Here is an 18,635-nt window from a genome sequence, read left to right as displayed (position 1 = left end):
GGTCCGGCGCGCGGTGTCGTCGCAAACCTGCCAGACCACGGGTGGTTCCCGCTGCTGGACTGCTCCGCATGACCCTTCCCCACCCGGCGGCCGGACCGCCGATCCCCCTGCTGCTCGCCTGCGGAGGCTCCTTTCTCGCGTTCCTCGATGTGACGATCACCAACCTCGCGGTGCCCGCGCTGGCGGCCGACTTCGGCGGGGTCGATCTGACGGCGCTGTCCTGGGTGGTGACCCTCTACACCGTGCTGTTCGCCGCGTTGCTGGCCCCGGCCGGACGGGCCGCCGACGTGCTCGGGCGCCGGCGGCTGTTCGTCGTGGGGGTCGCGCTGTTCACGCTCGCGTCGCTGCTGGCGGCGCTCGCCCCCACGTTCGAGCTGTTGCTGGCGGCCCGCGGGGCGCAGGCGGTGGGCGCCGCGGCGCTGATGCCCGCGTCGCTGGCGTTCGTCCTGGCCGACACCCCCGCGGCGGGCCGGGCGGGCGCGATCGGCCTGTGGAGCGCCGCCGCCTCGGTCGCGGCGGCCGTGGGACCGGCCCTCGGCGGGGTGCTCGTGAACGCCTTCGGCTGGCGTTCGCTCTTCTTCGTCAACGTTCCCGCGGGGGTCGCCCTCTGCCTGCTCGCCCTGCGCCTGCCCGCGGTCGCGGCCGTCCGCGGGCGGCTGCCCGACCTGGCCGGCACCGCGCTGCTGACCGGCGGGATCGCCCTGCTGGTGCTCGGCGTCACCCACGGCCAGAGCTGGGGATGGACGCACGGCCCGACACTGGCCTGCCTGCTCGGCGGCGCGGCGGCGGTCGCCCTCGCGCTCGTCCGCTCGTCGCGGCACGCCGAGCCGGCGATCCAGATCGGCCTCTGGCGCGGGCGTGCCTATGCGAGCGCGAACGTCGTCTCGGTGCTCTTCGGCGTCGTGCTGTACGCGACGCTGCTGCTGGGTGTGCTGTTCCTCACCGAGGTGTGGCGCTACTCCGAGCTCGAGGCCGGTCTGGCCATGACCCCCGGCGCCATCGCGTCGGCCGGTGTGGGCATCGCCGTCAGCCGCCTCGCCCGCCGGCCGTCGCCACGGACCCTGACGGTGGCCGGCGCGCTCGGGCTGGCCGCCACCAGCGGCGCGCTCGCGCTGTGGCTGCCCGCGCAGCCGCACTTTCTCGCCGTCTGGCTTCCCGCGGGCCTCATCAGCGGTGCGGCGATGGGAGCGGTGAGCGTCGGCGTCTCCAGCGCGGCGGCGCTGTCGGTGCCGCCGGCCGATTTCGCGGCGGGCACCGGGCTGAACATCGCGGCTCGCCAGGTGGGCGGCGCGCTCGGCGTCGCCGTCCTCGCGGCGCTGCTCGCCGGGCACACCCCCGCCGACGGGGTGCCGGACCTCGCCCGGGTCTACCTCGTCTGCGCCGTCGCCGCGATCGCGGCGGCGGTGGCCGGCACCCGCCTCGTCCTCGTGTCACCCGAAGCCACACCGTCGGCGGCGTCCGCCGTCGTGAAGGGAGCCTGACCATGGAAGCCGGCGTCGCTCACCTGCGCGAGCTGTCCGATCCCTACTGCCGCTGGCCGGCCGGGTCGGAGCGCCTGATCCGGTCCGCGCCCTGGCGGCGCATGGTCGTCGTGGGCGACAGCGTCGCCGCGGGCGTCCGGGAGCCGCTGGACGGCTACCGCGATCTGGACGCCTCGGCACGCGTCGCCGAGGCGCTCGCGGCGGCGCACCCCTCGTTCGAGTATCACAACCTCGGCGAGCGCGACCTGCGCACCGCCGAGATCCGCCGACGGCAACGGGACCGTGCCCTGAAGCTACGGCCCGACCTGCTGATCATCGCGGCCGGGGGCAACGACGCGCTGCGCCGGTCGTTCGACGAAGAGCGCTTCGAGGAGGAGCTGACCTCCATCGTCGGACCGCTCGTCGCCCAGGGGGCACGGCTCGTCACGATCGGGCTCTTCGACCTCGCGCGATCGGGCCTCGTTCCCGACCCCTACGCGGGCCCGATGGCGGAGCGCTTCGACCGGCTGGACGCGATCACGAGCCGGATCGCGCTCGCACACGGCGGAGCCCACGTCGGCAACCACACCCATCCCCTCGCCGCCGACCCCGGCATCTTCGCCGGTGACCGCATCCACTGCAACGCACGCGGCCACGCGGTGGCGGCCGCGAACCTGGCCGGGGCGCTCGCCTGCCTGCTGACCTCGCACGCGTCCGTCCCGTCCGCGTGAAGGCCGCCGCCCGGACTCGCTCGGCCCCGGCGCTGGAGCCTCTGTCGGTGGTCGTGGGTAGCATCGGGCGGGTTCGACGACGGGTTTTCACAGGGAGGGGCGGCGATACTGCGTGCTGTCGTTCAAGGACGAGCAGATCGCCAGGCTGGCCGGGTCCGGGTGGTCCGCCTGCGAGCCGGTGGCCGCGGCGGTGGCCGGGGCGGGGCTGCCGGCGGTGACCCCCGGCTATCTGGCGACGGCGTTCCACGACGAGGTGTGGGAGCAGGCCGAGCGTGTGGTGTCCGCGCTCAGGGATCACTTCGCCTCGGCTCGCTTCGCCGACGAGACGACGTACGGCGTCCTGCTGGTGCCCGACCCCGGAAGGCTGGACACCCGACGCCCGATGCCTGCGGCGGTCCGGGCGGGCCGGCTCGGCGCACCGGCCGGCGACGTGTTCGACGCGCGGCTGTCCGCGGGGGTCCTGGGCATCCGGCCGGGCCCGCCGTGGAGCATGGTCGCCACCGTCACCGGCGCCTACGGGCCGTCTCTGGGCAGCCATCACCAGGTCGCCGACGGGCCGGCGGCGGCGTTCACGGTGGCCGGCACCGACACCAGGGCCCTGATGATCCGTCAGCTCTGGGGCGCACGCGTCCTGCAGGGCGGCCGTGAGCTGCCCGACTGCGAGGCGAACCAGAGGTGGACCTTCACACTGTTCCCCGGCGAAGGTCTCACCGAGGGCATGGCCGAGTCCGGCACCGTGCTCAAGGGCAAGGTGCGTTTCCGGCTCGGCAAGCCCGACCGCGGCATCGGATCCGCGCGCGTGGCCCCCGCGATCGCCCTCGCCGTCACCTGATCCGGCCGCCGAGCGATCTCGCCCGGAAGCGATCTCGCCCAGAGCGGTAGCGCCTAGCTGATCGGGACCGTGAGGCGGCGTCGGGTGGGCGGTGGCTCCTTGCGCTCGCCGAGGAGGGTCATGAGCTGGTCCATGGCCACCGCGCCGAGCTTCTCGCCGTCCACGTCGATGGCGGGGACGTCGCCCAGGCCGAGGCTGTCGACGATCATGCGCTCCGAGCTGACCACGACCTCGCGGATTCCGCGGTTGAGCAGGGCGAACATGAGCCCGAGGCCGAGCGAGGTCGCGTAGGGGACCACGGCGGTGGCGCGGGCGGCCACCACGGCCTCCGCCGTGCCCACTCCGGCGGCGAACGTCGAGGGGAAGGGGCCGAGCATGGTCAGCGTCGCGCCGCTCGACCCGGCCGCGGCGCGGATGGCCGCCTGGCGCTGGCGATCCTGCCAGGAGCCCACCGGGCCGCCGACGTAGACGATGCGCTCGTGGCCCTTCTCGACGAACCAGGTGACGAGCGCGCCGAAGGCGGTGGCCGTGTCGGCGACGGCCGAGGTCATGCCCTCGATCTCGCGGTCGATGAGCACGGTCGGCTTGAACGACGCGGCGGCGCGGACGATCTCGTCCGACCCCCGGGGCGCGGTGAACAGGAAGCCGTCGACCTGGTGCGCGAGCTGCTCGACCGCGGCGAGCTGGGCCGCGTGCTCCAGGGAGTGCACCGCGATGGTCAGCTGCATGCCCGAGTCGGCCGCGCGTGCCTGGGCACCGCCGATGATCGGGGTGAAGAAGGTGTTGTCGAGTGTGGGCACCACGATGGCCACCACTCCGGTCCGCCCCCGGGCGAGCTGGGTGGCCGCCCGGTTGGGGACGAATCCGAGCTGCTCGGCGGCCGCGCGGACGCGGGCCACCGTGTCGGGGGCGGCCAGGTCCGGCCGGCTCAGGGCGCGGGAGGCCGTCGCCTTGGAAACCCCGGCCAGCGCGGCGACGTCCGCGAGTGTCGGCACCCATCCTCCTTGAGTCGTAACACGGAATTCACACGGGGGTTTGTGCGCAAGGCCGCTCATAATCTATGGTCAGGCTCTCGGAACCGGTTCCACAACCGGTTCCACCCCCAAGCGTACGCCACTGAGAAAGGACGCCGACATCTCCCGCAAATCGGCCTTTCTACTGGTGCCTGGTCTCGTCTTCCTCGTCGCAGGTTTCCTCGTCCCCTCCGCCGCGATGCTCTTCGCGCCGCCGGACGTGCCGACCAGCGAGATCTTCGCGCGCCTGGGCGAGATGCTCACCGATCCCTACGACCTGGAAGTGATCGGGCGCACGGTCGGGCTGGCCCTGGCCGTCACGATCATCTGCGTCGTCCTCGGCTTTCCGATCGCCTACTGGCTCGCCCGCTCGCCGTCACGCTGGAGCGGAGTCTTCCTGGCGGTTGCGATCTTCCCACTGATGCTGAGCAACGTGGTACGGACGTTCGGCTGGCTGGTGATCCTCGGCTCCAAGGGGGCGCTCGGCCAACTGCTCGTCCAGCTCGGCGTCGTCGACGTGGCGCCGCAGCTCCTCTACACCAAGCTGGCGATCGTCCTCGGCCTCACCCAGCTCTTCCTGCCGCTGGCGATCATCTCCTGCTACTCGGCCGTCGCCCAGGTCGACCCCGGCCTGGACGACGCCTCACGCGGGCTCGGCGCGAGCCGCGTCCGCACGATGTGGAACGTCGTCATCCCGCTGACCATGCCGGGCATCGTGGTGGCCGCCACCCTGGTGTTCGCGGGGTCGGTCACCGCCTACACCACGCCGTACCTGCTCGGCGGGTCCAGCCAGCGGATGCTCTCCACGCAGCTCTTCAACTACGCGAGCACCACCCTCGACTGGGCCTCCGCCTCGGCGACGGCGCTCATCATGACGGTCCTGGTCTTCCTGGTCTCCGGGCTGTCCTCGCTGATCGGGCGGAAGGGGGCCACCTCATGAAGCGGCCGATCACGGCGGCGCTCGCGGTCATCGGCTACGTCATCATGATCGTGCCGATCATCTTCGTGGTCGCCACCGCCTTCACGGCGGGAAGCACCCTGAGGTTCCCGCCCGACGGGCTCTCGCTGCGCTGGTTCGACGAGGCGCTCGGCTACGAGCCGTTCATCGAGGCCGCGCTCTCCAGCCTGGAGCTCGCCGTACTCGCCACCGCGCTCGCGCTGCTGATCGGCGTGCCCGTCACGCTCGCCGTCCACCGGGGAAAGCTGCCGGGCAAGGGACTGGTCGAGGGGTTGTTCCTGTCGCCGCTCATCGTCCCCGAGCTGGTCGTCGGCCTCGCGCTGTTCCAGCAGCTGATGATCGGCCTGGACCTGGGCAACTTCACCGCCCTGCTGGTCGGGCACACGGCGCTGATGCTGCCGTACGCGGTGCGGGTGACCGGCGCCTCGCTCGCGCTGGCCGACCCCGGGCTGGAGGAGGCCGCCCGAGGTCTCGGCGCCTCGCCGCTGCGCGCGTTCTTCAACGTGACGCTGCCCGTCCTGCGTCCGGGGATCTTCTCCGCTGGCCTGCTCAGCGTGGTCACCTCGTTCAACAACGTGCCGCTCTCACTCCTGCTGCAGGGACGCGACTTCCGGACGCTGCCGGTGACGATGCTCGACTACGTGCAGCAGTCCTATGACCCGATGGTCGCCGCCGCGTCCACCCTCATCCTGGCCGCCACCGTGGTCATCGCGGTGATCGCCGAGCGCACGGTCGGATTCGCCAAGATCTTCGGAGGGATCAACCAATGACCGCCGCCGCCGAGCTGATCGGAGTCACCCAGAGGTTCGGCTCCTTCACCGCCGTCGACGAGATCGACCTCGCCGTGCCGTCAGGGAAGCTGACGACGCTGCTGGGCCCGAGCGGCTGCGGCAAGACCACCACGCTCAGGATGATCGCGGGCTACTCGGCGCCGACGTCGGGGACGATCCGCATCGACGGGGTCGACACCACCCGCATGCCGCCGGAGAAGCGGAACCTGGGGATGGTCTTCCAGTCGTACGCGCTGTTCCCGCACATGACGGTGGCCGACAACGTCGGGTACGGGCTCAAGCTGCGCAAGGTGCCGTCCGCGGAGAGACGGTCGCGGGTCATGGAGACGCTGGAGCTCGTCGGGCTCGCGCACCTGGCCGACCGCAAGCCGAAGAAGCTCTCCGGCGGGCAGCAGCAGCGGGTGGCACTGGCCAGGGCGATCGCGATCAGGCCCAAGCTCCTGCTGCTCGACGAGCCGCTGTCCAACCTCGACGCCCGCCTGCGTGTGCAGATGCGGGCCGAGATCAGGCGCATCCAGGCCGAGACCAGGCTGACCGTCATCCTCGTCACCCACGACCAGGACGAGGCTCTGGAGATGTCCGACGAGATGGTCATCATGAACGAGGGCAGGATCGTGCAGCAGGGCTCTCCCCAGCAGATCTTCCCCCGTCCCGCCAACCGCTTCGTCGCCGAGTTCCTCGGTTACGAGAACTTCCTCACCGCGGCCGACGGCACCCCGCTGACCATCCGGCCCGAGCATCTGCGCATCGCCGGGCAGGGCCCCGGCCTCGACGCGACGGTGGTCGACGTGGCCTTCCGCGGCGTCGACCTGCTGGTCTCGCTGGACGTGGTCGATCCGTCGGGCGCGACCGTCAGGCTGCTCGCCGACGTACGTGGGGGCGCGACCGTGACGCCCGGATCGAACGTCACGGTGATCGCGCCGGACGACCACCTGGTCTCTCTCGCCCCCTGAAGCCCGCCGCACTCCGCTGAAACTCCGCTGAAAGAAGGAACCCCATGCCCACGCGCCGCGCCGTACTGGCCGCTGCTCTGACGGTGCTCGCCGCTGCCGGATGTTCCGGCTCCGGTTCCGGCTCCGGTGAGCAGCAGGCCGACCAGCAGACCATCGTCGTCAGCACCTTCCCGTTCGGGGTGAAGGAGTTCGAGCAGGCGGTCGTCACCCCGTTCACCAAGCAGACGGGGATCAAGGTCGAGCTGGACACCGGCTCCAACGCCGACCGGCTGTCGAAGCTGAAGCTCGCCAAGGGCGAGCCGGAGGCGGACGTGGTGCTGATCTCCGACTACTTCGCCGCGCTCGGGCAGAAGGACGGCCTCTTCCAGAAGGTCGACGTGCCCAACATCAAGGAGCTCGCGCCGTTCGCGACCGAGGGCGCCTACGAGGGGCCGGCCTACACGCACCAGCTCAACGGGATCATCTACAACACCGACCGGCTCAGCCAGGAGCAGGCCGCCGACTGGGAGCTGTTCGCGAACGCGGCGAACAAGGGAAAGGTCGCACTTCCTGATATTTCGGTGACCGCCGGACAACTCATGATCTCGGGCGTGGGTGAGACATACGGCAAGGGCCCCTACGACATCGACACCTCGCTGAAGACCCTGGCCGGCTGGGCGCCGAACGTCCTGCAGTTCTACACCTCCTCGACCGAGGTCACGAACCTGCTCACCCAGGGCGAGATCATCGCCGCCGACGCGCTGAGCGGCTTCGCCACCAAGCTCGTCACCTCGGGCGAGCCGATCGCCTGGACGGCGCCCGCCAAGGGCCGTTACATGGCCACCAACCGGGCGATGATCCCCAAGGGCGCGCGCAACCAGCCGGGAGCGGCCAAGTTCATCGACTACATGCTGTCGGCCGAGGCGCAGAGCGCGATGGCGAAGGCCGCCGGTGACCTGCCCACGAACCCGAAGGCCGAGGTCCCGGCCGACGTCGCCAAGGTGACGGGCGAGGCGGCGAAGGACCCCGTGGCCGCCGGGTTCAAGACGCTCGACCCCGCCCAGCTCGTCGACACCCGCTCCGCCTGGGTCGACCGCTTCACCCGCGAGGTGGCCGGCAAGTGAACCTCGACCTGATGCCCAAGGTCGATCTGCACTGCCATCTCATCGGCACCGTGCGCGCCTCGACCTTCGCCGAGCTGGCCAAGCGGGAGGGGCTCGACCTGCCCGACACGCCCGAGCGGATCTACGCGGACGTGAACTCGCTCCCGCCGGACCCGGTGCTCTACCTGGACACCCGGATCCCGGTTCCGCAGGGCAGGAGCGCGGACGAGCCCGAGGTCTCCTACTCGCTGTTCCAGGTGTCCTCGTGGGTGGTCGGGCTCCTGCGCACCCCCGACGACCTCACCAGGATCACCTACGAGGCGTTCGAGGACGCCCACCGGACCAGCGCGACCAGGCATCTCGAGGTCTCCTTCGACGCGCTGACCGAGCACCAGGACAAGCTCGGCTACGCCACGGTGATCGAGGCGTACGCCGAGGGCATCCGGATGGCCGAACGCGACTTCGGGATGTCGGGCAGGCTCATCGCGGCCATCGACCGGAGCGGGTCGGGCGAGGACGCGCTCTCCTGGGTACGCACGGTCGTGGACCACCCGCACGACTACGTGGCGGGGATCGGGCTGGACAACCTGGAGACCGCCGGGCCGCCCGAGCGGTTCGAGACCGCCTTCCGGCTCGCCGGTGCGGCGGGGCTCCGCCGTACGGCGCACTCCTCCGAGCACGCGCCGGTCGCCGCCAACACGGTCACCTGCCTCGACCTGCTCGGGTGCGACCGGATCGACCACGGCTACTTCGTCCTCGAGGACGACGAGGTCGTGGCCAGGGTCAGGGACGAGCAGACCCCGTTCACCGTCATCTCGACCACCTCGCGGCGCTCGTGGCGGCCGTGGCGGCGGGCGTCGATCGCGGCGATGCTCGAGGCCGGGCTCAACGTCATTCCCGCCTCCGACGACCCCGGGATGTTCCCGACGTCGCTGGCGAACGAGTACCGGATCCTCGCCGATCAGCTCGCCGTACCGGATGAGCGGTTGCGGGCGATGGCGCTGGCCGGGGTGGAGGCGTGCTGGCTGCCGGAGCCCGAGAAGGACGCGCTGCGCGACCGCTTCGAGCGCGAACTCGCGCGCGTGGACTAGCGCGCACGCGCCGTCCCCGGGCGGCGGTGAGCCACCCGGGGACGGGACGCCGGAGCTTCGGCCGGTCGGCGGCGGATCAGTCGGGGCCGCCGCGCGGGCGCAGGATCTGCCAGACGTACCACAGGACGGTCCGTGTCTTGCTGCCCCGTGGGGTGTCCGACACGTATCTCTTGGAGGCGGGGCTGTGGCCGGTGCCCTGCCAGGGCATCAGCTCCGACTCGCTGCGGGCGGCCCGGGTGTGGGCGGTCAGCTCGCTGGAATCGTAGCGGCGCACTCCCATCTGCTCGTCGATCGAGCGTCTCTGCGCGTCGGACAGTCCCTTGCGCTGGGGCTGGTTGCTGTTCGCCGGATTTCGCTGCGTCTTGGGCGGGTTGGCCCGCTGCTGCGCCCGGCGGGTGGTGGGCCGGTGGTTCGGCCTGGCCCTGGCGGGTTTCTCGCGTCTGGCGGCCACACGTTTCGCCGCCGCCCTGGCCCGCGCCGCCGCCGCACGCGCCCGTGCCGCCGCCGCTCTGGCCCGCGCCGCGGCCGCCCTGCGTTTGGCGGCCTCCGCCGCGGCCTTCTTGGCCTTCTCCGCGGCCCGTTTCTTGGCCTCCGCCGCGGCCCGCTTCTTGGCCTGCTCGAGGGCCCGCTTCTTGGCCGCCTCCAGCGCCTTGCGGCGGGCGATCTCCGCGGCCTTGCGCCGGGCCGCCTCCAGCGCCTTACGCCGCGCGATCTCGGCCGCCCGGCGTGCCGCCGCCCGTGCCGCCGCGATGGCCGCTCGCCTGGCCGCCATCTGCAGGGCGATCCGGAGCGCGATGGCCGCCGCGAACCAGAAGAGCTGCCCGTCGGGGTCGGTCATGGAGACGGGGCTGTTGTTGGCGTAGGCGTAGCCGTTCATCTGCTGCGGGTCGCTGTCGTCGATGACCGGGTCCACGGACAGGAACCGCCCGATCGACGGGTCGTACTCGCGGGCGCCCAGATGGACGAGCTTGGTCGTCGGGTCCGCGGTCCCGCCGACGAAGGCCCGCTGGCCCGGCCACCACGGCGGTGGAGCGCCCCGGTCGGTGCCGAAGGGGGTCTGCCGGCGGATCGCCACCGCGCCGCTCTGGGCGTCGACGGCGGCGTTGGCCGTGCCGTGGTGGTCGGCGGCGAAGAAGTACACCTTCCCCTCCGACGTCCGGACCGCGACCGCGTCGCCGTTGACGGTGTAGTAGCGGGTGCCGTCCACCGCCTGCTCGGCGTGGTCGAGCCGCAGCTCCATGTCGTCGACGTACAGGGTGGTGTCCGTCGGCGTGCGGCGGATCAGCCGGTCACCGTCGGCGTCGTAGACGAACGAGGTGGTCTTGCCGGCCTCGGTCACCGACTCCAGGTTGCCCTCGGCGTCCCAGGTCAGCCGCTGCTCCGCGGTGCCGAGCCGGCGCACGATCATGTTGCCCGCCGCGTCGTACTCGTAGGACGAGGCCGGCTCGGACACCTGCCCCGTGGGCGTGACCGACGCGAGCGCGTGCGGCCGGGCCTGGCCCGCGCCCGGGTAGGCGTAGGTGCGGACGCCCTCCGCCCGGCCGCCGAAGGCGTGGTGGGTCTCCTTCGTCCGGTTGCCGGTGGCGTCGTAGGCGTAGCTGGTCGCGTACGGCGCGGCGCCGCCGATCAGGTCCGAGCGCGGCGCGCCCGCGGCGCAGTTGTCGGTGGCCGTCCACGCCGCGGTGAGCCGGCGCAGGCGGTCGTAGGTGAAGCACTGCGTGTCCACGGCCTGGCCGCCGGGCTTGTCGGCGATGCGGATGACGTTGCCGACCGCGTCGTAGGTGTAGTTCATGTCCAGGTCGGAGGTGGTGCCGACGTCGCGGTCCAGTTGCGACCTGATCAGCCTGCGGGTGCCCTCCTCGTGGGTGAAGGTCAGCCACGTCTTGCGCGTGCCGGTGCTGAGCTCGTACTGGAGCGTCTCGCCGAGCTTGCTGTAACGGGCGTCGGTGACGTACGTGGACAGGCCCTCGACCGCGCTGGGCTGGCGCATCGCGTCGTATCCGTAGGTCACGCTCTCCTCGGGCAGGCCGCCCGCCGCCGGGAACGTGATGGACTGCACCTGGTCGTCGGAGGTGTAACGGGTGTTGAAGACGTACGTCCCGGCGAGCTTGCCCTCCCGCGCGGGGATCGTGACGCTCTGCCGCAGCGTGCGGTACTCCCGGTCGATGGCCTCGATCTTGGCGGAGTACGCCTGGCCGTCCACGTACCGGATCGTCTCGGCCAGGTGCCCCTTGGCCAGGACGTCGTGACGCCACTCGGCCAGCAGGGTGCCGGTGGCCGAGCCCTCGCGGGTCGAGGTCTTGCGGCCGAGCCCGTCGTAGGCGTGCACCAGGGTCCGGCCGCGCGCGTCGGTGGTGGAGACCTCCTCGTCGAGGTCGTTGAAGACGCGGGTGGTGACGCCCTTGTCCGGGTCCTCGGTCCGGTACTCGCGGCCCCGCAGGTCGTAGTGGTGCCGCCACACGTTGCCCGTGGCGTCGGTCACCGAGGTGAGCCGGCCCGCCCGGTCGTAGGCGTACTTGGTGGCCTCGTACTCGCCGGCCGGGGTCGCGCCCTTGTACTGGCGCAGCTCCGCGATGCGGCCCTCGGCGTCGGCGAGGAGGGTGGTGGCGGTCCCGCCGGGTGGCGGGGTGACGTGCGCCCGGTCGGCCGCGCGCCGGGTGGAGGTCTGCCACTTCTCCTCGCCCTTGACGCGGAAGCTCTGCGCGGTCAGCTCGCCGCTCCCGTCGTAGGTGGACACGACCTGCCCGGCGACGTCGTCGTCCGAGACGGCGAACAGGCTCGTCCCCGCGTCGCCCGTGGCGTAGTAGCCCTCGTTGGACTTGGCCACCTCGCCGAGCGAGTTGTGGAAGGTGTCGGTGAGCACCCGCCCGCCGCCGGGCGCGGGCTCCTGGCTCTGCCGCTCGCGCAGCAGCCCGTCGTACAGCTCGTGGCTGACGACGTACTGCCCGTCGGTCCCGAGCGTCTTGGTGGTGACGACGTTCGGGCCGTCGGTGCGGAGCTGGTAGGCGTACTCGGTGCTGGGCGACTGGCCCGTGGCCTTGCTCCGGTCGTGCTGCCACACCTTGACCAGCCGGCCGAGCGCGTCGTGCTCCAGGTCCGTGCGGCGGCCGTTCTCGTCCACCTCCGCGACCGGCTCGCCCCACGCGGGCTCGACGTAGGTGACGTCGGCGTGCCCGAGCGGGTTGGTGGAGCGCATCTCGGTCGCCTGGGCGCCGGAGGCCGGCACGTACGTGGTGGTGTTCGACCCGCCGCCCGCGTCGCTCTCCGCCGTCTCGCGGCCGTAGGCGTCGTAGGAGCGCGCCGTGTCCAGGACGTACCTCGGGGTGGACCCGTCGTAGGAGGCCAGGCTCTCCTCACGGGTCACGTCGCCGCGCACCGGCGGCTGCCCGAACGCGCGGCCGTCGAAGTGGAAGCGTTCGTCCGACAGGACGTCGGCGGGCCGCTGGGGCTCGGCCGAGCAGGGCTTGCCCGTCTTCTCCACCCGGCTGGTGAAGTCGAGCATCCACACGGCCGGGTCACGGGCGTAGGTGAGGCGGGTGCAGGTGTCGTCGCCCGCGTCGGCCACGTCGCCCAGCTCGCTCACCTGGGTGATGAGGCCGTACTCGTCGTAGGCGCGCTCCTCGGCGGTGCGCCGCCAGGTGCCGTCCTCCTTCAGGTCCCGGGTGGTCATCTTCGCCGACTGCACGATGTACGCGGTCTTGGTCACGCCCTCGAAGGTGAACTCGGCGGTCTTGCGCGACCAGGACTCTTCGGCGGTGGCCGACAGGATCTTGCCGCCGTCCCCGTCGTGCACGATCGTCTCCAGGTCGGCCCCGGACAACTGGTCGAGGTCGTCGCGCGCCCTGCCCTCGGTGTCGGTGACCTTGACGGCCTTGCGGGTGCCGTCGGCCAGCCGGTCGCCGTGCATGCCCCGGTGGAACCGGTGCTCGGTCATCGTGCGCGGCGCGTCCCTCCCGTCACCCTGCCGGACCCGTACGCGGGCGTAGCCACGCCAGTCCGACCAGGTGCGCTCCTTGGGCTTGACCAGGATGTGCTCGGCGTAGCGCCAGGCGCCCCCGTCCAGGTACTCGTAGTCCGTGACCACCCACGGAGAGCCCGCGGTCCTGTCGATCTCCACGGTCTGCGCGACCACGTACTTGTGGAACCAGTCCAGGACCTCCATCTCGTCCTGCGGCGCCCACCGCTGCGGGTAGCAGCGCCGGGTGTTGCGGTCGGCCGCCGGCAGGCTGCCCGGCTGGCAATCCTCGGGCGCGTAGTTGACCCGGGTCTCCGCGCCGGACTCGCTGTAGACCGACTGGACACGCCACTTGTACAGCGGGGCGCGTCCCTCGTCGGAGTCGACCCGGTTCTTGAGCTGGACGCCGGCGAAGGTCACCGCGGGCAGCGTGGCGGTGCCGCCGACGTGGCCGGAGTGCCGGATCGAGGCCAGCCACAGCGCCGGGCTCAGCCCGTCACCGGTCGCCGGGAAGGTGTGGGTCAGCGTCCAGGAGTCCACGTCCCGGTACGCCGAGCCGGAGCGGACCTGCGTCGTCACCTTCGCCAGCCGCTTGCGGGTCCAGAACGTCGGCGACAACCGGTCCTTGCAGGTCTCGCCCGCGTCGCAGTTGCGGTCGAAGGGCACGTCCGGCCAGTGCCTGGCGGTGTCCTTGGTGAGCTGGCCAGGCTCGCAGGTGACGGCGCCGCCGGGCACGCACCGCTCGGCCACGGTGAAGACGGCCCGCGCCGCCGGCGCGACGGTGAACAGCTCGCCGGAACGGTAGCCGTAGTCGACGCGGCTCAGGTAACCGCCCCGGACGTACGGGGTCTCCAGGTCGGGCTTCTCGTTGCGGCCGTAGTGGTTGGTCTCGGTGGCGTACCAGTAGGTGGTGGCGTTGCCGTGCCGGTCCACCGTGTAGTCGAGGTTCCACCGCCACGCCTGCTGGCACCAGGCGTTGGCGGGGGTGGCGTTGTGGCACGGCTCGCCGGACTCGTTGCCGAACACCGGCACCGTCCAGGCCGACTTCGTCTCGGCCTGGCCCGAGGCCCAGCCCGGCAGCCGGTTCAGGCCGAAGTGGTACTGGGTGCCGTCGGTCGTGGTGAGCCGCCAGTGCTCGCCGTCGTTGTCGCCGTTGGCGGCGCCGGTGAGCAGCTCGATCTTGGTGCCGTCGTCGCGCCGGGGCCGCCACGCCTTCGTCGCGGCGTCCTTGACCAGCTCCACGGCCGAGCCGTTCAGCATGAGCGTGGCGTTGTCGTGGTCCCAGCACAGGTCGCCGGTCTTGCGCCCGTCGGCCATGCACGACTTGTAGCGGCGCTCGACGTATCCGCCCGGGACCAGGTCGAAGCCCTCGCCCGCCCACGACACCTGGTTGTTGGTGGACGAGGTGCGGCCGTCCACGCTCTGGGCCGAGTAGTTGAGGCTGATCACCGGCTCCTCGCCGCCGATCGTCGGCGGCGCCCGCATCGGGTGGTTCCAGGTGAAGTCGCCGGACTGGACGCCCACGCTCCACGTCGCCGACGCCGCCAGGGACGTGGCCGCGTAGTCGCCGGAGGCGCCCGCGGCGGCGGCGGTCAGCGCGTACAGCGACGCTCCGGACGCCGCCACGTCCACCTCGGCCGTCATGACGCCGGCCTTGACGTCGTTCTCGCTCGAGACCGGCTCGGGACCGGGACAGGCCGTCGCCGCGCTCTCACCCAGCGCGCAGTCCGGCAGCTTGACGAGCTTCAGCCGGGAGGCGTAGTCACCGCCGAACGCGTGCCGGAAGCCCGAGTAGTCCAGCTCGACCCTGGCCGAGCCGCCGCGCGTCGCGCCCTGCCCAGGGGACAGGCGCAGCGCCACGCCCGCCACGCCCGGGGTCCGCGCCCGGTCGAGCACCTCGACCTTGACGCGCTCGGGCGCCGCCTGGGCGGTCCTGGCCTTCGTGCTCGCCGGGGCGGCGATCCCCACCGGAAGGGAGCCGACGGTGGTGCGGGCCCCGCCGCCCGGCGTCAGCTCGGCCGTGCCGGGTTCCGGCCAGGACACCGCCGGCGCCGCCTTGAGCGCCCCTTCGGCCGCGGCGTCCCTGCCCTTCGGCAGCACCGGGACCGGGCGGCCGGGGACCGGCTCCTCCTTCTGCGTCTCCGGCCGTTCCCGGGTCGCGGCCTGGGCCGGCATGGCGTACACGAGCGGCACCAGGACCATCACGACCATGGCGGCGCAGCCACGGACGAACCAGCGAAGCTTGCGCGGGAACCAGTCGAAGATCAGGAATGTCGAACGTTCGTGCTCCGGAAGCTCCTCGGGGTCGTACATCCTCACCGTCCAGGGTCGAGCATGAGAGTGCGGCCGGGTGGGCGGAGCCTGGGCGCGGCTCCGCCGGTGGAGAGGGTCATTCGGCGGCGAGCCTGGCGACGTCCGTGTCGCTCAGCACGCCCTGGTAGGTGCGTACGTCGTCGACGATCCCGGGCCAGTGCCCGGCGAACGCCCCGTCGCTCGTCGTACGGCCGAGTTGGAGCGGCCCGGCGGAGTTCCAGGTGCTCGAGTGGTCGATCTCGGTGCTGGTCACAAGCTGGCCGCCCACATAGACGCGCAGCTTCTTGGCGAGCGCGTCGTACACGCCCGCGACGTGGGTCCACTCCATGGCGTACGGCGTCGCGTCCGAGCGGGTACGCGTCACCGGCGCCCCGTCGGCGTCGGCGCCCGCCATGCCGAAGGACCAGCGGGGGCCCTCCACGGCGTAGCCCAGGACGAACCCGCTGGCCTGAACGCCGCGCTGGGACACCGCGCCCGCGTCGGCGGCCGGCAGCGAGTCGAGCTGGACCCACGCGGTGACGGTGAAGCTGTCGTCGGTACGCACCGCCGGTCCCGCCGACTCGGCGTGGCCGGAGGCGCCGTCGAGCGCGAGGGCGCCGTCGAGCCAGCCGCCGGTCCACGACGCGCCGGGGCCGAGCGTGAGCGGGCCGGTCCGGCTCGCGGCGTCGGCGGCGGCCGTGCCGCTCTCCTCGTCCAGCATCCAGTGGCCGGTGAGCGTGGCGGCGTGGTTGACCATCTTCACGACCTCGTCGGAGGCCAGGGCCCGGTCGTGGATCCGGACCTCGTCCACCTCGCCGGGCCATGGGTCGGTCTGCCTGCCCTGGTAGCGGGCCTGCCCGAACTGCACCGCCGTCGCCGGTCCCGCACCGCCGTGGTAGGCGACGGGGCCGGCGGCGAGCCGCCCGTTGACGTACAGGAACAGCGACCGGGACGCGGAGTCGTACATGCCGGTCAGGTGGGCCCACTGCCCGGCGGCGGGGACGACCGTGGCGTTCTCCGCCCAGATCGTCTGCGGCGTGCCGCCCGGATGGTTCATCATGAACGACCACGACTTCACGCCGCCCCGGTATCCGAGCCAGAAGCCGCTGTTGTCCTGCCCGCTCTGGCTGACGGCGGCGGCATTGCCCGTCGGCAGCGACGACAGCCGCACCCACGCCGAGACCGTGAGGTTCTGCTCGGTGGGCGCGACGCCGCCGGAGGTCGCGGCGTGCTGGCCGGCGGCGGCGAAGCGCAGCGCCTTGCCCGCCCGGCCCTCGCTCCACGCGGCCCCGGCGACCGCGGCCGGGCGTGTGCCGGCCGCGTCACCGGCCGTCGCGCCTGAGCCCTCGTCGAGCCGCCAGTAGCCGGCCGGGCCGGTGCCGGCGCGGACGTTGAACACGTAGCTGCGGATCGGGCCCTGCTTGCCGGCGGCGTCCTTGCTGCGCACCGACAGCACGTTCGGGCCCTCCTCCAGCGGGGTGAGCCGGATCGTCGCCGAGCCGCCCGCCGCGTCGGCGCGCACCTCGGTGGCGGGGTTGGTGTTGAGCCCGTACAGGAACGAGGTCACGTCGGGTACGCCGTCGGCGCCGAAGGTGAAGGCCCCGGCGCGGCCGAGACCGTCGCCCCAGGCGTTCTCGGGGTACTGCGCGGAGGTGACGGCGGGTGGCCGGCCCGGGGCGGTCGTGTCCACGCCGATCTCGCACCAGGGGCTCCATGCGCTGGTCGCCCGGCCGTCCTCGCCGCGCGCCCGCCACCGGATCACCGAGTTGTCGGCGTAGACCCCGGCGGGTACGGCGACGTTGAAGGCGTTGCCCGACGAGGCGGCGGGGGTGAGATATTCGCCCCGCTTCGTCCCGGCCGCGTCGTACCACTCGAAGCGGCCCTTCACCGAGTTGTCCCCGTCCTTCAGCTTGGCCCACAGCTTCGGGGTGGCGGTGCCGACCAGCGGACGGGCGGTGCCGGACACGCACGCGCCGCCCGGGTCGGACCAGACGTCGGCGGCCACGGGAGCGGTCGGGACGGTGTTGTACTCGACGACGAGCGTGGGGTTGTTACGGAACTTCTTCCACGCGTAGGTGTCGCTCTCGCTGGTGGCGCGCAGGCCGAGCGTGATGTTCGACCACTTCTTGGACGACGCCTGGGCCGCCGCGGCGGTCGCGTCGAACTCCACGCCGCCCGCCGGGCACGAGGTGCTCCAGCCCTTGGCGACCGTCTGGGTGTTCAGCTTCGTGGTCCACGACGGCTGGTTGTTCCACGTCGTGGACTTGCTGATCCCGCCGGTCAGCCAGAGCTCCACCGGCTTCTTCGTGCAGGACCAGGACCATGTCTCGTACGTGCGCAGGGTCGCCTTGATGATCTGCTTGCCGTGGATGGCGGTGCCGGTGTTCATCTGGAAGAACGACCGGTTGGTCTGGCCGGTCTCGTTCTCGTGCCCGACCCTGGCCACGTCGCTGGAGTTGAGGTAGTTGGTGGTCGGGTACTTCTTCCAGACCGAGGTCCAGGCGCCGCGCGCCGCCGACACCGCCGGGTCCAGGAAGACCGGATAGCGGGTGGCCGGGTCGGCCAGCATGGCGCGGTCGGGCGTCAGGGTCAGCCCGCCGCCGGCCACGTCCAGGCCCATCGCCTCGTGCCGGGAGCCGGGGTTCGGCCCCTCCCCCGGGCGGTTGGCCGCGGCCATCCGCCTGCCCTGCTGGTCGGCGGGCGAGTCCCACATCAGCGGCGTCGGCGCGGCGAACACCTCCGCGCCCGAGGCGTCCACGGCGCGCATGCCGCCGCCCTGGTCCTGGCGGACCGACAGGCCCTCGGCCCGCATCCCGAAGCTCAGCCGGTCGAGGGCGCCACTCAGCGCGGCCTGCCGGGTCTTGACGACCAGCACGTGGGAGAACCCGTCCACGTCGGCCGTCACCTGCAGGTCGACGTCGGGGAGCACGTCGGCGTAGGTGGCGGTGGCGCCGTCCAGCACCGGCTCCGGCAGCCTGGCCGGCCAGGTCAGCGCCAGCGACTTGGCGCCCCTCGCGACCTCGGCCATGGGGGCGTCCCCGCCGCCGGAGAAGCGCAGGTCCACGGCCGTTGCCACGGGCACGACGGAGCCGTCGGGCAGGCGGCGCAGGGTGGTGTCGACCGGCGTCCACCGGCCGTCCTTGCGTACCCGGATCGGGCGGGCGTGCTGCTCCAGCACGAAGCCGCCCTCGGGGGCGGCGTAGACGGTGCGCGTCTCGGTGCGCAGGGAACCCACCTCGACGCGGTCCCCGCTCTGCCGGGCCGCCGCCAGGGCGCCCTGCTCGGTGGCGGTGTCCGGCGGTTCCCGCCGCTGCTCGACGGTGGCCGCGGGTGTTCGCGCGGACGCCGGCTGAACGATCACGCCGGGCAGAAGAAAGGCAGTCGCCGTGGCGGCTGCCGTGAGATAGGTGACGGGCGAGTTGGGGCGATGTAAACGGACGCCTCGGTGACGTCGCGCCGCAGCTAGGGTCCTGACCC

The 18,635-nt window shown here is 72.4% G+C and carries 11 protein-coding genes; 8 read left to right on the top strand and 3 right to left on the bottom strand.

From position 1 onward, the window contains the following. Positions 1–68 precede the first annotated feature (68 nt). The 3 genes from AB0I15_RS36750 (at position 69) to AB0I15_RS36740 (ending at position 3,023) form a co-directional block, all read left to right on the top strand. Positions 69–1,481: an MFS transporter gene (locus AB0I15_RS36750; RefSeq protein WP_358106077.1), complete on the top strand. Its 1,413-nt coding sequence runs from the start codon at positions 69–71 to the stop codon at positions 1,479–1,481. A gap of 2 nt (positions 1,482–1,483) precedes the next feature. Then, positions 1,484–2,191, top strand: a complete 708-nt coding sequence (locus tag AB0I15_RS36745) for an SGNH/GDSL hydrolase family protein (RefSeq protein WP_358106074.1) — start codon at positions 1,484–1,486, stop codon at positions 2,189–2,191. A gap of 112 nt (positions 2,192–2,303) precedes the next feature. After that, positions 2,304–3,023 carry a hypothetical protein gene (locus tag AB0I15_RS36740; protein ID WP_358106070.1) on the top strand — a complete coding sequence of 240 codons (720 nt, stop codon included), beginning with the start codon at positions 2,304–2,306 and terminating at the stop codon, positions 3,021–3,023. 53 nt (positions 3,024–3,076) lie between these two features. Here the strand turns inward: AB0I15_RS36740 and AB0I15_RS36735 are convergent, their stop codons facing one another. Then, positions 3,077–4,018 (bottom strand): LacI family DNA-binding transcriptional regulator, encoded by a 942-nt coding sequence (locus AB0I15_RS36735; RefSeq protein WP_358106067.1) that lies wholly within the window; start codon positions 4,016–4,018, stop codon positions 3,077–3,079. 166 nt (positions 4,019–4,184) lie between these two features. Between AB0I15_RS36735 and AB0I15_RS36730 the strand changes: the two genes are divergently transcribed. From AB0I15_RS36730 to AB0I15_RS36710, 5 genes are read left to right on the top strand one after another with little or no spacing between them, the layout of a single operon-like run. After that, the gene (locus AB0I15_RS36730) at positions 4,185–4,976 is read left to right on the top strand and encodes an ABC transporter permease (protein ID WP_358106064.1); all 792 of its coding nucleotides are present in this window, start codon (positions 4,185–4,187) and stop codon (positions 4,974–4,976) included. Next, positions 4,973–5,764, top strand: a complete 792-nt coding sequence (locus tag AB0I15_RS36725; RefSeq protein WP_358106061.1) for an ABC transporter permease — start codon at positions 4,973–4,975, stop codon at positions 5,762–5,764. Before AB0I15_RS36730 ends, AB0I15_RS36725 begins: the two co-directional genes overlap by 4 nt. After that, positions 5,761–6,738 (top strand): ABC transporter ATP-binding protein, encoded by a 978-nt coding sequence (locus AB0I15_RS36720; RefSeq protein WP_358106058.1) that lies wholly within the window; start codon positions 5,761–5,763, stop codon positions 6,736–6,738. Before AB0I15_RS36725 ends, AB0I15_RS36720 begins: the two co-directional genes overlap by 4 nt. A gap of 44 nt (positions 6,739–6,782) precedes the next feature. Further along, positions 6,783–7,841, top strand: a complete 1,059-nt coding sequence (locus AB0I15_RS36715) for an extracellular solute-binding protein (protein WP_358106055.1) — start codon at positions 6,783–6,785, stop codon at positions 7,839–7,841. Next, positions 7,838–8,911, top strand: a complete 1,074-nt coding sequence (locus tag AB0I15_RS36710) for a hypothetical protein (RefSeq protein WP_358106053.1) — start codon at positions 7,838–7,840, stop codon at positions 8,909–8,911. The genes AB0I15_RS36715 and AB0I15_RS36710 overlap by 4 nt, the downstream gene beginning before the upstream one ends. Before the next feature lie 76 nt (positions 8,912–8,987). Here the strand turns inward: AB0I15_RS36710 and AB0I15_RS36705 are convergent, their stop codons facing one another. Then, positions 8,988–15,179, bottom strand: a complete 6,192-nt coding sequence (locus AB0I15_RS36705; protein WP_358106050.1) for an RHS repeat-associated core domain-containing protein — start codon at positions 15,177–15,179, stop codon at positions 8,988–8,990. Positions 15,180–15,255: 76 nt separating this feature from the next. Then, complete coding sequence (locus AB0I15_RS36700; protein WP_358106047.1) at positions 15,256–18,519, bottom strand: LamG-like jellyroll fold domain-containing protein; 3,264 nt, start codon at positions 18,517–18,519, stop codon at positions 15,256–15,258. Positions 18,520–18,635: the final 116 nt, after the last annotated feature.

Origin of the sequence: Nonomuraea sp. NPDC050643 (assembly GCF_040654715.1) — a bacterium.
Classification (GTDB): domain Bacteria; phylum Actinomycetota; class Actinomycetes; order Streptosporangiales; family Streptosporangiaceae; genus Nonomuraea.
This window is presented reverse-complemented; position numbering and strand designations above follow the sequence as displayed.

What these genes read in the sequence shown, in the direction of transcription:
- AB0I15_RS36750 (WP_358106077.1), top strand. Translation starts at nt 69, where the DNA reads ATGACCCTTCCCCACCCGGCGGCCGGACCGCCGATCCCCCTGCTGCTC.
- AB0I15_RS36745 (WP_358106074.1), top strand. Translation starts at nt 1,484, where the DNA reads ATGGAAGCCGGCGTCGCTCACCTGCGCGAGCTGTCCGATCCCTACTGC.
- AB0I15_RS36725 (WP_358106061.1), top strand. Translation starts at nt 4,973, where the DNA reads ATGAAGCGGCCGATCACGGCGGCGCTCGCGGTCATCGGCTACGTCATC.
- AB0I15_RS36720 (WP_358106058.1), top strand. Translation starts at nt 5,761, where the DNA reads ATGACCGCCGCCGCCGAGCTGATCGGAGTCACCCAGAGGTTCGGCTCC.
- AB0I15_RS36715 (WP_358106055.1), top strand. Translation starts at nt 6,783, where the DNA reads ATGCCCACGCGCCGCGCCGTACTGGCCGCTGCTCTGACGGTGCTCGCC.
- AB0I15_RS36705 (WP_358106050.1), bottom strand. Translation starts at nt 15,179, where the DNA reads ATGTACGACCCCGAGGAGCTTCCGGAGCACGAACGTTCGACATTCCTG.